The following is a 13,181-nucleotide window of genomic DNA, read 5'->3' as shown; positions in this document are numbered from 1 at the left end:
CATGGAGTGGCTGGACGCCCTCACGCGTCTGCGTGCGGCGCGCCAGGCCGGGGTGATTGTCACTGTCGCCGCGGTCCGCGGCCACGCTCCGCGCGCCGGCGGAGCGAAGATGGTGGTGTCGTCCGATGAGACCTGGGGCACCGTCGGCGGGGGCAACCTTGAGGTGACGGCCGTCGAACGCGCCCGCGACATGCTGGCGCGCAATGCTGACGAACCGGACATGCTGACCATGCAGCTCAGCGACAAGGCGCCGGCCATACACGGGGTTCAGTGCTGCGGCGGAGAGGTCACGATGTTGTTGGAGCCAGTCCCGGTGATGCCGGCCGTCGCGGTGTTCGGCCTCGGCCACGTCGGCCTCGAGCTCGCACGGATCCTCGCGCGTCACGACCTTGAGCTTTACCTCATTGACTCCCGGGCGAACATGGTCAGCGAGGACCGGTTGAGCGTTCTTCACGGCAACGTGGCCACGCTGCGCGTTCGCCACACCCCCGCTCCGGAGAGTGTGGTGAGCGAGCTGCCGCCCGGTACGCACGTGCTGATCATGACGCACGATCATGCCGAGGACATGATGCTGTGCGACACCGCCCTCCGCAGCCACATCCTGGGTTCGATCGGCCTGATCGGGTCGAGCGCGAAGTGGTCTCGGTTTGAGGTTCGCCTGCGGGCGGAGGGGCATACGGACACCGAACTGGGCCGCATCCACACGCCCATCGGGATGAGGGAGATCCAGTCGAAGGCGCCCGCAGCGATTGCCGTGAGCGTGGCGGCGGAGCTGCTGCGCCGATTCGAACGGCGCGAGGGGCCGACCGCTTCGGCGGGGTGAGGCCGGTGACGGCGCCTACGCCGTGCCGCGACGCAGCAGACTCCCTCGTGGTTCGCGCCCGTCGACGGCCACGCCGCGCAGGAAGGTGGTGCGCACGACGCCCGAGAGTGTCCGGCCGGCATATGGCGTGATCGGGTTGCGGTGATGCAGCCGACTCACGTCGACGACAAACGTGTCGTCGGGGGCGAAAACGACCAGATCGGCGTCGTACCCGACGGCGAGAGCCCCCTTGTGCGCGAGACCGGCGATTCGGGCCGGCGCCGCGGACATCCACCGCAGCACCTGTTCGAGGGCGATACCGCGCCGGCGCGCCTCGGTCCAGATCACGGGCAGCCCCAGCTGCAGTGACGAGACCCCGCCCCACGCCACAGCGAAGTCACCTCGGTCCGGGTTCTTCAACTCGACCGTGCTTGGGGAATGGTCCGAGACGATGCAGTCGATGGTCCCGTCGAGCAGTCCCTGCCAGAGCAGCTCGCGGTTCGCGGCTTCACGGATGGGCGGGCAGCACTTGAACACCGTGGCCCCGTTCGGAATCTCTTCCGCCGTGAGCGTCAGGTAGTGCGGACAGGTCTCCACGGTGAGTCGAACGTGGTCGCGCTTGGCAGCCGCGATACGCGGCAGAGCATCGGACGACGACACGTGCAGGATATGCGCCCGCGCCCCGGTCGTGCGGGCGTGTTCGATCACCTCGGCGATGGCCAGGTTCTCGGCGGCGCGGGGCCTCGACGCCAGGAATGTGTCGTAGTGGTCTCCTCGGGCCGGCGGCGCCTCGCTGATCGTGCCCGCATCCTCGGCGTGCACGATCAGCATCGAGTCGACGACTCCCAGCTCCATGAGTGCGGCATCCATCTCATCGACTGACAGGGGTGGAAACTCCTCCACGCCGGAATCCACCAGAAAGGCCTTGAACCCGAAGACTCCGGCATGGTGCAGCGGATGCAGGTCCGCGAGGTTGCCCGGCACTGCACCTCCCCAGAAACCCACGTCGCAGAACACCTGGCCGGCGGCGACGCCGCGCTTGAGCTCCAGCGCGTCCACGGTCACCGTCGGAGGAATGCTGTTGAGGGGCATGTCAATGATCGTCGTGATCCCGCCGGCACTGGCGGCGCGCGTGGCGGATGCGAATCCCTCCCACTCGGTTCGACCCGGTTCGTTGACGTGAACGTGGGTGTCGACGAGTCCCGGAATCAGGGTCTCGGCGTCGTCCAGCTCAATGACCGTGGTTGCGGTCAGGCCGACGCCGAGCGGTTCGACGGCCATGATCACGCCGCCGCGCACACCGACCTCATGCGGCCCGATGCCGGCCTCGGTCAGGATCCGCCGGCCACGCAGCACGAGGTCGTACCCGCCCGGGTGTGGGTGGAGGGTGTTCTCAGGGGTCATGGCCTTACTCTCGCAGGCTTGCGCCGGCCGGGCCACCCTCCGTCAGACGAGGGCGCCCGCAGCCGGTGCCTAACCGCCGGCGACCATGTCCGCGAACCGCGAGTAGTGGCCGTGGAAGGCCACGGTGACGGTGCGCGTCGGACCGTTGCGGTGCTTGGCGACGATGAGGTCGGCCTCGCCGGCGCGCGGGTTGTCTTTCTCGTAGGCGCTCTCGCGGTGCAGCAATATCACCATGTCGGCATCCTGCTCGAGCGAACCGGACTCGCGAAGGTCGGAGATGGCGGGCATCTTGTCGGCGCGCTGCTCAGGGCCACGGTTCAGCTGTGACAGCGCGATCACGGGAACCTGAAGTTCCTTGGCCATGAGCTTGAGCGCCCGCGAGAACTCGCTGACCTCCTGCTGGCGCGACTCGACCTTTTTACCGCTGGTCATCAGCTGGAGGTAGTCGATGACCACGAGCTTGAGTCCGATGCGCTGCTTGAGCCGGCGACATTTGGCCCGAATCTCGACGAGGGTCATGTTGGGGCTGTCGTCGATGTAGAGGGGCGCGTCGTTGATGCGGCCGCGCGTGGCGGCAATGGTGGTCCAGTCCCTGGCCTCCACGGTTCCCTTGCGCATGCTTTGCAGGGGCACGGATGCCTCGGCGGCGAGCAGACGCATCGCGATTTCGCTGCGACCCATTTCCAGGGAGAAGAAGATGCTGGGCATGTCGTGCTTGATCGATGCCGCGCGGGCGAAGTCGAGGGCGAGGGTGGACTTTCCCAGCGCGGGCCTCGCCGCCACAATGATCAGCTGACCCGGGTGGAAGCCGTTGGTGAGCTCATCCATGTCGGCGAAGCCGGTGGGAACACCGCTCATCTGACCGTCCTTGAGCTTGGCGGCCTCGATCTCTTCGATGGCGGCCGTGACGGCGTCGGTCAAGGGGACGTAGTCCTCGGTTTGAGTGCCGCCCGTCACGGCGTAGATCTCGGCCTGGGCGGTGTTGACGAGGTCGAGCACCTCGCCCTCGCCGGAGTAGCCCATTTGGGCGATGCGGGTACCGGCTTCGACCAGGCGGCGGAGCAGGGCGCGCTCGGCCACGATGGTGGAGTAGAAACCGGCGTTGGCTGCGGTGGGGACGAGGCTCGTAAGCGTATGCAGGTAGTCCGCGCCACCGGCCCGGGTCAGCTCGCCGAGCTTGGTGAGTTCGTCGGTGACCGTGATGACATCGGTCGGCTCCCCCTGCGCGTAGAGCGAGAGGATGGCGTCGAAGATAATCTCGTGCTTGGGAACGTAGAAGTCCCCGCCGCGCACGGTCTCGACAACGTCGGCCACGGCATCTTTGCTCAGCATCATGCCGCCGAGGGCGCTCTGCTCCGCCAGGAGGTCATGCGGCAGCATGCGTTCGGTCTGGCGTGGCTCCGCGGTCTTCGGCGTGGCCAGGCCCAACTGTGCAATTGACACTCGGCACCTCTCTCTTCGCTTATTTTCAGGTGTATCAGAAGCCAGTGACAGCGGGCCCCGACGCACCAACAACGTCAAGTTCGGCGCTCGCCCACACTAAATCTGTGCGGGACGGCAAACAAACGACCCTGTGGATAACTCTGTGAGTAATCTGGGCGAAACGCCGCGATACGTGTGCACAACCTGTGCACTCACTTGTGGATAAGTCTGGAAAACATTTCAGTAAACCGCTTTTGACCGGGCATTAACAGTTTCCACATGCTTGTGAGAAAAGTAGCCTCAACCATGACTTGAATGTTGGTGAAAAGCATGCTCACCTGTGCACAGAACAGCGGACTGGGTATGCATTCGGGTCCTTAACCACCGGTAGCGGAGAACCCCCACTGGGGGCGCTCCGCTACCGGGTGTGTCGTGCTACTTTGCGGCTACCACCACGAGGGTGATCGTCGCGCTCAGTTCGTCACGAAGGCGAACAGTCGCCTTGTGCTGTCCCGTGAGCTTGATCGAGGACAGCTCGATCTTGCGCTTGTCGACAACACCAAGTCCGGCTGCTGCAACGGCGTGCGCTACATCAGAGGTCTTGACGGAACCGAAGAGACGCCCACCGGCGCCGGCCTTGACGACCAGCGTGATTTTGGCGGCTTCAAGGGCAACCTTGAGAGCCTGTGCCTCTTCGAGGGTGGCGTGCTCGCGCGCTGCGCGGGCTGCCTTGATCTGCTCGATCTGCTTCTCGCCACCGCGGGTCCACGCAATTGCGAAGCCCTTCGGGACGAGGTAGTTGCGAGCAAACCCGTTTTTGACGTCTACGACGTCGCCGGGTGCACCGAGGCCAGAAACCTCATGCGTCAGAATCAATTTCGACATGTGTGGGCTCCCTACCGGCCTGAGCCGGCGTAGGGCAGCAAAGCCATTTCGCGGGCGTTCTTGACGGCACGCGCGATGAGGCGCTGTTCCTGGACGGAGACGCCGGTGATACGACGCGCGCGAATCTTTCCACGCTCGGAGATGAACTTACGCAGGGTGGGGACATCTTTGTAATCGATGACACCAACCCGGATCGACTTCGCGGGGGCAGCGTTCTTGCCACCCTTAGCACCGCGGAGCGGCTTGCGGCGGTCGCCGCTCGACTTTCCAGCCATGATTTCCTTTGCTTTCTTAAGAGTTTTTAGCCAGGCCCAAGGCTCGGCTTAGAAGGGTGTCTCGTCGCTGAAGTTGCCCGGGCTGTTCCAGACGTCCCCACCGGATGCGGCAGGTGCGCCGGATGCAGCGGGGGCGGTCGGAGCCCAGGGCTCGTCCTTGCCCTGCGCGACGGGAGTGCCGCCGCGAGGACCGGATGACTGCGCGCGAGTGAGCGAGGCGGTGGCGTAGCGCAGCGAAGGACCAATTTCGTCGATCTCGAGCTCCATGCTCGTGCGCTTTTCACCTTCCTTCGTCTCATACGAACGCTGCTTGAGACGCCCGGAGGCGATGACACGCGAGCCCTTGGTCAGTGAACCGGCCACGTGTTCGGCGTATTCACGCCAAACGCTCGCGCGCAGGAACAGCGCGTCGCCATCTTTCCACTCGTTTGCTGCGCGATCGAACGTGCGCGGAGTGGATGCGATGGTGAAGTTGGCAACCGCCAGCCCGTTCTGCGTGTAACGCAGTTCCGGATCGCTGGTGAGGTTGCCCACCACGGTGATTACGGTCTCGCCGGCCATGGTCTACTTGTCGCTTGCCTTGTCGGTCGCGTCGGCCGGAGCCTCGGTGACCTTGGCAGCAGGCTTCGCAGAAGCGGCAATCTTGGCGGCCAGTGCGGCGACGTTGGCGGCAACGTTAGCTGCCGTCTTCGTAGCAGCGGCTTCAGCCTTGGCTGCAGCAGCAGCGGCGACGTCAGCCTCGGTCTCGGCCGGGGCCGAGTCCTTGGCGGGAGCCTTCGCGGCGGGCGCTTCGACGACCGGCTTCGCAGCAGCGGCAACCTTGGCAGCCTGTGCGGCTACGGCGGCTTCAGCCTTGGCGGCGATTACCTTCGGGTTGGCTGCCTTGCGGGCGGCCTTCTCGGCGGCAAGCTGGCCGGCGACGATTACCTGGGCGATGCCCTCTTCGGCGCGGAGCACCTTGGTGCGCATGACGGCTTCCGACAGCTTCAGCTGACGGTCGAGCTCGACCGTTGCGTCGGCGTTCGCGGTGAAGTCGACAACGGCATAGATGCCTTCGGTCTTCTTGTTGATCTCGTAAGCGAGACGACGACGACCCCAGACATCAACCTTGTCAATGGTTCCGCCATCGTTGCGAACAACGTTGAGGAACTTGTCAAGGCTGGGAGCTACGGTGCGCTCATCGATCTCGGGATCGAGGATAACCATAAGTTCGTACTGATGCATGACTAACCCACCTCCTTCGGACTAAACGGCTGCAGACTTTCTGCAGCAGGAGGGTTCTGCATGTGTTAAACGTGGAGGCCGGGATTCCGGCGCACAGACAACCTGCCCAGACTACCGGAAGCCGGCAACTTTCGCCACCATCGACCCCTGTTGACCACGTTTCACCTGCGCGACCCGCCGCAGCCGAGTGTGACAGGGCCGCCGCGGACAGGGTGCGACGGGTGATGAGTCGGTGCGGAACATCCGTTCCCCGGCCGTGGGGAGGACTAGCCGGTCGGCGGGACCTGGCCGCGCGCCGACCACCAGGCCAACAGCCGGCGGGTGGCCTCATCGGCGCCGATGGGTCCGTCATCAAGACGCTGTTCGAGCAGATACCGGTACGCTTCGCCGACCTCAGGGCCCGGCTTCACCCCAAGGATGGCCATGATCTGCTCGCCGTCAAGGTCCGGGCGCACGGCGTCGATCTCTTCCCGCTCGGCGAGGTCGGCGATGCGCGCTTCAAGGTCGTCGTAGGCGAAGCCGAGCGCATCGGCCTTGCGGCGATTGCGCGTGGTCACATCGGCGCGGGTGAGGATATGCAGGCGTTCGAGTTGGTCACCCGCGTCGCGCACGTATCGCCGAACCGCGGAGTCGGTCCAGGCGCCCTCTGTGTAGCCGAAGAAGCGCAGGTGCAGTTCCACAAGGCGGGCGACCGCGCTGATGGTGTCGTTATCGAAGCGCAGGGCGCGCAGCCGCTTCTTGGCCAGCTTGGCTCCGACAACATCATGGTGGTAGAAGCTCACGACCCCGCCCGACTCCAGTTTGCGCGTGGCCGGCTTGCCGATGTCGTGCAGCAGTGCAGCGAGGCGCACGATGAGGTCTCCGGCCGGATCGAGCTTGCCGCGGGACTTCTCATAGCCGATGGCCTGCTCCAGCACCGTGAGCGTGTGCTGGTAGACGTCTTTGTGGTGGTGGTGCTCGTCGGTCTCGAGTTGGAGCCCCGGAATCTCGGGAAGCACGATCTGAGCCAGACCCGACTGCATGAGCACCTCGATGCCGGCCCTCGGATTCTCGGCGAGCAGAAGCTTGGAGATCTCCTCCCCCACGCGTTCCGCGGATATGATGCGGATGCTCTCGCTCATCTCATCCATGGCGTTCGCCGTGTCGAGATCGAGCCTGAAGCCGAGCTGGGCGGTGAACCGCGCCGCCCGGAGCATGCGCAACGGGTCGTCGCCGAACGAGACCTCCGGGGTGGACGGCGTCCGTAATACCCCGGCCAGCAGGTCGTCGATACCGCCGGACGGATCCACCAGCGTGACCGCCGGCAGCCGCAGGGCGAGTGAGTTGACCGTGAAATCCCGACGCAGCAGGTCGTCTTCCAGGCTCGTTCCGAACACAACGTCCGGCTTGCGTGTCTCACCGTCGTAGCTGTCGGCGCGATAGGTCGTGATTTCTACGGTCTCGCCGTTCATCTGTGCACCGATGGTGCCGAAGGCGCGACCGATGTCCCACTGGGCCTCGGAAATCGGTTTCACGAGTTTGAGAATCTGGTCCGGCGTGGCATCCGTGGTGAAGTCGAGATCGTGCGTCGGCCGGTCGAGGAAGGCATCGCGAACCGGGCCACCGACCAGGGCGAGCTCATGTCCGGCAACGGAAAACACGTTCGCCAAGCGAGAAATTGTGGGGGACGCAGCCAGGTCACCCAGCCGATCGAGGGCTGCCGCGACACTCTGCATGGCTCTATATTACCGTTGGGAATGTGCGCGGGGACCGACTGGCGGCGCCGGCGCAGCGTGCTCTCGGCATGCAAGCCGTAGAATCCGTTACATGATGGCCGATTGTGATCCTGCGCGCCGGCCAGTGCCCACGGCGAACCGACGCCGTTCGGTGCACCGCCCGGCCCGCTTGTGGCGGCTGTCGGCAGCCGTGCTCGTCACGGCCATGCTCGGTTTTCTCGGAGCACCGGCCCTCGCGGTGAGCGGAACGACCGCGCCCACGGAAACGAACGGGTCGGACGCTGTGTCGGTCACGGTTACCCCGACCGCGTCACCGTCACTGCACCCCGGCGAGGATCTGGCGTTGACCGTGACGGTACAGAACGGGACGAGTGCGGCGGTGGGGATCGGCACCGTCGATGTGTCGCTCGCGGAACGCGCCCTGACCAGTCGGGCAGCTTTGGAGAACTGGCTTCGTCCGGACCACGGCGCCAACAGCGGGGACCTGCTGTTGGCTACGCCGACAACCGCGCCGATTGCGGCGGGGGCTACCCTGACCCTGCCCATCGTTGTGCCGGCAGCCAACATCGGACTCGACGTCAGCAATGCGTGGGGCGCCCGCGGCGTGGCCGCCCAGTTCACCGTCGGTGACGCGACGGCTTGGGGGCGCGGCACCTTCGTGTGGGATCTCGGCGACATCGTGACACCGGTCGCCCTCGCCACGGTGGCTCGAATCACAACCCCGGAGACGTCATCCGGCCTGCTGCCCGCCGACGATTTGCAGGCGTTTACGGCTCCGTCCGGGATGCTCACGACCCAGCTTGATGCCGTTTTCGACCGGCCGGTCGCCCTCGCACTCGACCCGCGCATCATCGTGTCGATTCGTCTGCTCGGAAACGCCGCACCGCCGAGCGCCATCGCCTGGCTCGACCGACTTTCCACGGCCACAAACGATATATTCCCGTTACGGTATGCGAATTCCGATGCGTCGCTCGAGACGCAATCCGGCGCAGAAACACTTCTGGAACCGCTCTCCTTCGAGGCTCTCATCGATCCCGCCAACTTCACGTCGCCCCCTGAGTCCACGTCGCCCACAACGCGGGTGACAGACGAGCCGGTCGCCGGTCGGATCCCCACGAGTGCCGAACTGTTGGCCTGGAATTACACGGCGACCGACATCGTGTGGCCCCGCGAGAACAGCGTGGCGCGAGCGGACCTGGCCACCTTCACGGCGAACGGCCTCACCACCACCATTCTCTCGAGTGGAAACACTCGGCAGTCCGATTCCTTCACCCCCAACAGCGTCTTCGCTCACGATGACGGGCGCGGCCTCGTCGCCGACCAGGCCGTGAGCGATGCCATTAACGCGGCCGCCCAGGCGCCGACGGATGCCCGTTGGCGAGAGGCCGTCGCCGAGGCGCGGTCCCTGCTCGCCATCGTCTCCGCCGAGGACATCCGCAGCCCGCGCACCCTGCTCGCGACCCTCGATCATGGCGCCTCATCCGCCGACAGCCGGCTCGGCGCAACCCTCGACGCCCTCGCCGGCGTTCAGTGGGCAACACCGGCGACACTCGCCAACGCGCTCAGCGCGCCCGTCGCGGACACCATCTCATTCCGCGGCCAGACTGAATCCGCCGACCGCGTGGACCTGGTTCGCCAGCTCCGCGACGCCGAAGTGCAGGTGAGAGCGTTCGCGGCATCCGTGGAAGACGCACTCACGGTGACCGCCCCGCAGCGCCTCAACCTGCTCGCGCTACTGTCCCCCGGCTGGACCGCGCAGCCCGGCCTCTGGGTGGAGAACGTGCAGGCGAGCCTGACCAAATCGGCCGGAATTCTCACGTCCGTGGCTGTCACCACCCGCGGTCCCATCAATGTGGCCGCCGACAAGGTGGATTTTCCCATCACCCTGCGGAACGAGCTGAACCAGACCGTGACCGTACGCGTGCAAGTGGTCCCCTCGAATGGACGCCTGCTCGTCGAAAGCGACATTGACGCCACGATCAACGCGAATTCGGCGTTGACCATCACGGTCCCGGTCACCGCCGCCGTCGGAAATGGGGAAGTCGCCCTGCGCGTCACCATGTACTCACCAAACGGGGTCGCGATCGGAGAACCGGCTGTTATCGCCGTGAATGTGCATGCCGATTGGGAAGGGATCGGGGCGTGGGTCGTCGCATCCATCGCGTTCCTGTTCTTCGGATTCGGAATCTGGCGCAACATCGTGCGCCGCCGCAAGGAACGTCAAGGAGACCCAGTGCGCGCCGACACCGACCAGCTCGAGGAGACCCCCGCCGAGGCGTCCACCATTCGCGAGAACGAATGACTGACACGGCCACGTCCGGCGGCATCGGCCGGGCGAGCGCGTTCCTCGCCTCCGGCACGATCGTGTCCCGGATCCTCGGATTCATAAAGCTCATCGTGCTCGCGGGCATCATCGGACAGTTCGGGGCGAGCGCCAACACCTTTGCCATCGCCAACCAGCTGCCGAACACGGTGTACGTCATCGTTGCGGGCGGAATCCTCACCGCGGTGCTCGTGCCCCAGATTGTGCGGGCCAGCCTGCACACCGACGGTGGAACGGGCTACATCAACAAGCTCCTCACCCTGGCCCTGCTCGTACTGGCCGTGGCGACAATCGCAGCCACCCTGCTCGTGCCGTTCATCACCGGGATCATCGGCGTGAACCTGCCGCCCGACCAGCTGCAGCTCGCGATCGCCTTCGCGTACTGGTGCGTGCCGCAAATGTTCTTCTACGGCCTTTACACCCTGCTCGGCGAGGTGCTCAACGCACGTCGGTCCTTCGGCCCGTTCACCTGGGTTCCCGTGCTCAACAACGTGGTGGCCATCGCCGGCCTGCTCGTCTTCGGCGCGCTGTACGGCGCCGATCCGAACGGCCTCCGCTCGGCCGGTGAACTCACCGCCGCCATGATCGCCGTGCTCGCGGGCAGCGCCACGCTCGGGGTCGTCGCTCAGGCCGTGGTCTTGTTCTATTTCTGGCACCGCATCGGACTGCGCTTCCGACCGGATTTCCGCTTTCGCGGAGTGGGTCTCGGCGCGGCCGGCAAGATGGCGGGCTGGACCTTCGGGATGCTGTTGCTCACCACCACCGCCGGGATCATCGAGACGCAGGTCGTCACGCTCGCCGGTGACAAGGCATCCGTGGCCGTGCTCACCACGGCCTGGCTCATCTTCATGCTGCCGCATTCGGTCATCACCGTGTCTGTGGCTACGGCGTACTTCACGCGGATGAGCGAGCATGCCTCGCTCGGCAAGCTCGCCCTCGTGAAAACGGATGCCTCCAGCGCGATTCGCGGCACGGCCCTGTTGATCATGCTGGCCACCCTGGTGATCGGCGTGTGCGCCTACCCCTTCGCCCGGGTCTTCGTGCAGCCCTACGACCAGGTGCAGGGCATCGGCAACGTGATCATCGCCTTCATTTTGGGACTCGTCCCGTTCTGTGTGCTGTTCGTTCTGCAGCGCACGTTCTACGCGCTCGGGGACACGCGCACCCCCTTCTTCTTCACCCTGTTCCAGGTCACCATCCTCATCATCGGCGTCTTGGGATGCGCGTTCCTGCCCGATGAGTGGATCGCGGTCGGCATTGCGCTCGTGATTACGATCTCGGGCGCTCTGCAGGCGGCGCTGGCCGCCCTGCTGCTGCGGCGGCGACTCGGCGGAATCGACGGCCGCCGCATCACCCGCAGTCTGGTGAAGTACCTCGCCGCGGCCGTGCTCCCGGTGATTCTCGGCCTGACCCTGTTGTTCCTGCTGGGCGGCACGACGGAAGACGGATTCGCCGTTCTCAATCGCGGGACAGCCATCCTGACGATGCTCATTATCGGTACGGTGATGGCCGCGTCGTACCTGGGGATGCTGCTCCTGATGCGCAGCGCAGAGCTGAGTGCGTTCCTCACGCCGCTCCGGGCTCGCCTGCGCCGCTAGCGCGCGCCGACTCGCCCGGTGGCCCAGTAGCCGTCTGCGGCTCGCGAGCTAGACGGTCGGCCGGTTGCCGTGTGCTCGCCGTGCAGACGTAGCAGCACTCAGGTACTGGAATACCTGCCGATTAGGATGTGTTGTACCGGGCAATGGGCCAAGCGGGCCCACATTCCTTCAGATTTTTTCACCGACCGCTAGGAGAGTGCGCGTGCGCCAAATCATCATCATCGGTTCGGGGCCGGCCGGCTACACGGCCGCCATCTACGCCGCTCGAGCCAACCTGAAGCCGCTGCTCATCGCGAGCTCCGTGGAGGCCGGCGGCGAGCTGATGAACACGACCGAGGTCGAAAACTTCCCGGGTTTCCCGGATGGCGTGCAGGGGCCCGAACTCATGACCAAGATGCAGGAGCAGGCGGAGCGGTTTGGGACCGAGGTTGTCTACGACGACGTCGAATCCCTCGACCTCACCGGCGCGGTCAAGTCGATCACGCTCGGCTCCGGCGAGACCCATGAGGCACTGTCCGTGGTCTTCGCCACGGGTTCGGCGTACCGCAAGCTCGGCCTGACCGACGAAGAGCGCCTGTCGGGTCGTGGAGTGTCCTGGTGCGCCACGTGCGACGGATTCTTCTTCAAGGGCAAGACCATCGCCGTCGTCGGAGGCGGAGATTCCGCCATGGAGGAGGCCACGTTCCTCACCCGGTTCGCTGAGAAGGTGTACGTCATTCACCGCAAGAGTGAGCTGCGCGCATCCAAGATCATGCAGGAGCGCGCGTTCGCGAATGAGAAGATCGAATTCATCTGGAACTCGGAAGTCGTCGGCATCACCGGCGATGAGGCCGTCGATGGACTGACTCTTCGGGACACCGTCTCCGGATCCGAGACGAGCCTGCCGCTCGGCGGCGTGTTCATTGCGATCGGAAACGACCCGCGCACGCATCTGATCCACGGCCAGCTGGACCTCACCACGGAAGGCACCATCGCGGTCGCCGGCCGTTCGTCGAAAACGAGCCAGACCGGCGTCTTCGCCGCCGGCGACGTCATCGACTCCAGCTACCGTCAGGCCGTCACGGCTGCCGGATCAGGTTGTGCGGCCGCGCTCGACGCGGAACACTACCTGAGCACCCTCCCCCAAGACTTGCTGGCCACGGCCGGCGACACCGAACTCGCAACAGCTACCAACTAAGGAGAACCACATGACTGCACGCGCCGTAACCGAGGCCAACTTCGATCAGGAAGTCATCAACAACGAGAAGACCGTCCTGGTGGACTTCTGGGCCGAATGGTGTGGCCCCTGCCGCGCCGTCAGCCCGATCCTCGACCAGATCGCGTCGGAGAACTCCGACAAGCTCGACATCGTCAAGCTCAACGTGGACGACCACCCGGCACTCGCTGCCAAGTACCAGATCACGTCGATTCCTGCCATGAAGGTCTTCCAGAAGGGTGAGGTCGTCAAGACCGTCATCGGCGCCAAGCCGAAGCCTGCGCTCGAAGCAGACCTGGCCGACTACCTCGCGTAGTCACCCCGTCACCTGATTGACC

11 protein-coding genes and 1 pseudogene are annotated in these 13,181 nt (G+C 65.3%); 5 read left to right on the top strand and 7 right to left on the bottom strand.

The window, feature by feature from the left end; translation table 11 throughout:
- Nucleotide 1: 1 nt before the first annotated feature.
- Nucleotides 2-823, top strand: a complete 822-nt coding sequence (gene xdhC, locus AC1MB9_RS14855; RefSeq protein ID WP_479962692.1) for a xanthine dehydrogenase accessory protein XdhC — start codon at nt 2-4, stop codon at nt 821-823.
- Nucleotides 824-838: 15 nt separating this feature from the next.
- Here the strand turns inward: xdhC and allB are convergent, their stop codons facing one another.
- The 7 genes and pseudogenes from allB to AC1MB9_RS14820 form a co-directional block, all read right to left on the bottom strand.
- Nucleotides 839-2,206, bottom strand: coding sequence for an allantoinase AllB (allB, locus tag AC1MB9_RS14850; RefSeq protein ID WP_479962691.1), 1,368 nt, complete (start codon nt 2,204-2,206; stop codon nt 839-841).
- A 69-nt stretch (nt 2,207-2,275) separates the two neighbouring features.
- Nucleotides 2,276-3,649, bottom strand: a complete 1,374-nt coding sequence (gene dnaB, locus AC1MB9_RS14845; protein WP_479962690.1) for a replicative DNA helicase — start codon at nt 3,647-3,649, stop codon at nt 2,276-2,278.
- A gap of 414 nt (nt 3,650-4,063) precedes the next feature.
- Nucleotides 4,064-4,513, bottom strand: coding sequence for a 50S ribosomal protein L9 (gene rplI / locus AC1MB9_RS14840; protein WP_479962689.1), 450 nt, complete (start codon nt 4,511-4,513; stop codon nt 4,064-4,066).
- Nucleotides 4,514-4,524: 11 nt separating this feature from the next.
- The gene (gene rpsR / locus AC1MB9_RS14835; protein ID WP_035835236.1) at nt 4,525-4,788 is read right to left on the bottom strand and encodes a 30S ribosomal protein S18; all 264 of its coding nucleotides are present in this window, start codon (nt 4,786-4,788) and stop codon (nt 4,525-4,527) included.
- A 48-nt stretch (nt 4,789-4,836) separates the two neighbouring features.
- Nucleotides 4,837-5,349, bottom strand: coding sequence for a single-stranded DNA-binding protein (locus AC1MB9_RS14830; RefSeq protein ID WP_479962688.1), 513 nt, complete (start codon nt 5,347-5,349; stop codon nt 4,837-4,839).
- A gap of 294 nt (nt 5,350-5,643) precedes the next feature.
- Nucleotides 5,644-6,012, bottom strand: a pseudogene (gene rpsF / locus AC1MB9_RS14825) (30S ribosomal protein S6); the annotation flags it as partial.
- A gap of 266 nt (nt 6,013-6,278) precedes the next feature.
- Nucleotides 6,279-7,727 carry a CCA tRNA nucleotidyltransferase gene (locus tag AC1MB9_RS14820; protein ID WP_479962687.1) on the bottom strand — a complete coding sequence of 483 codons (1,449 nt, stop codon included), beginning with the start codon at nt 7,725-7,727 and terminating at the stop codon, nt 6,279-6,281.
- Nucleotides 7,728-7,818: 91 nt separating this feature from the next.
- Here AC1MB9_RS14820 and AC1MB9_RS14815 point away from each other — a divergent pair, with 91 nt between their 5' ends.
- The 4 genes from AC1MB9_RS14815 to trxA all read left to right on the top strand — a co-directional run bounded on the left by AC1MB9_RS14815 (nt 7,819) and on the right by trxA (nt 13,159).
- Complete coding sequence (locus tag AC1MB9_RS14815; protein ID WP_479962686.1) at nt 7,819-10,029, top strand: DUF6049 family protein; 2,211 nt, start codon at nt 7,819-7,821, stop codon at nt 10,027-10,029.
- Nucleotides 10,026-11,648 (top strand): murein biosynthesis integral membrane protein MurJ, encoded by a 1,623-nt coding sequence (gene murJ, locus AC1MB9_RS14810; RefSeq protein ID WP_479962685.1) that lies wholly within the window; start codon nt 10,026-10,028, stop codon nt 11,646-11,648. The genes AC1MB9_RS14815 and murJ overlap by 4 nt, the downstream gene beginning before the upstream one ends.
- A gap of 202 nt (nt 11,649-11,850) precedes the next feature.
- Entirely contained in the window at nt 11,851-12,825 is a 975-nt protein-coding gene (gene trxB, locus AC1MB9_RS14805; protein ID WP_479962684.1) for a thioredoxin-disulfide reductase, read from the top strand.
- 10 nt (nt 12,826-12,835) lie between these two features.
- Nucleotides 12,836-13,159 (top strand): thioredoxin, encoded by a 324-nt coding sequence (gene trxA / locus AC1MB9_RS14800; RefSeq protein ID WP_479962683.1) that lies wholly within the window; start codon nt 12,836-12,838, stop codon nt 13,157-13,159.
- Nucleotides 13,160-13,181 lie beyond the last annotated feature (22 nt).

This window comes from Cryobacterium sp. AP27, assembly GCF_056680495.1.
The sequence above is the reverse complement of the archived record's forward strand: the minus strand, read 5'-3'. Positions and strand labels throughout refer to the sequence as shown.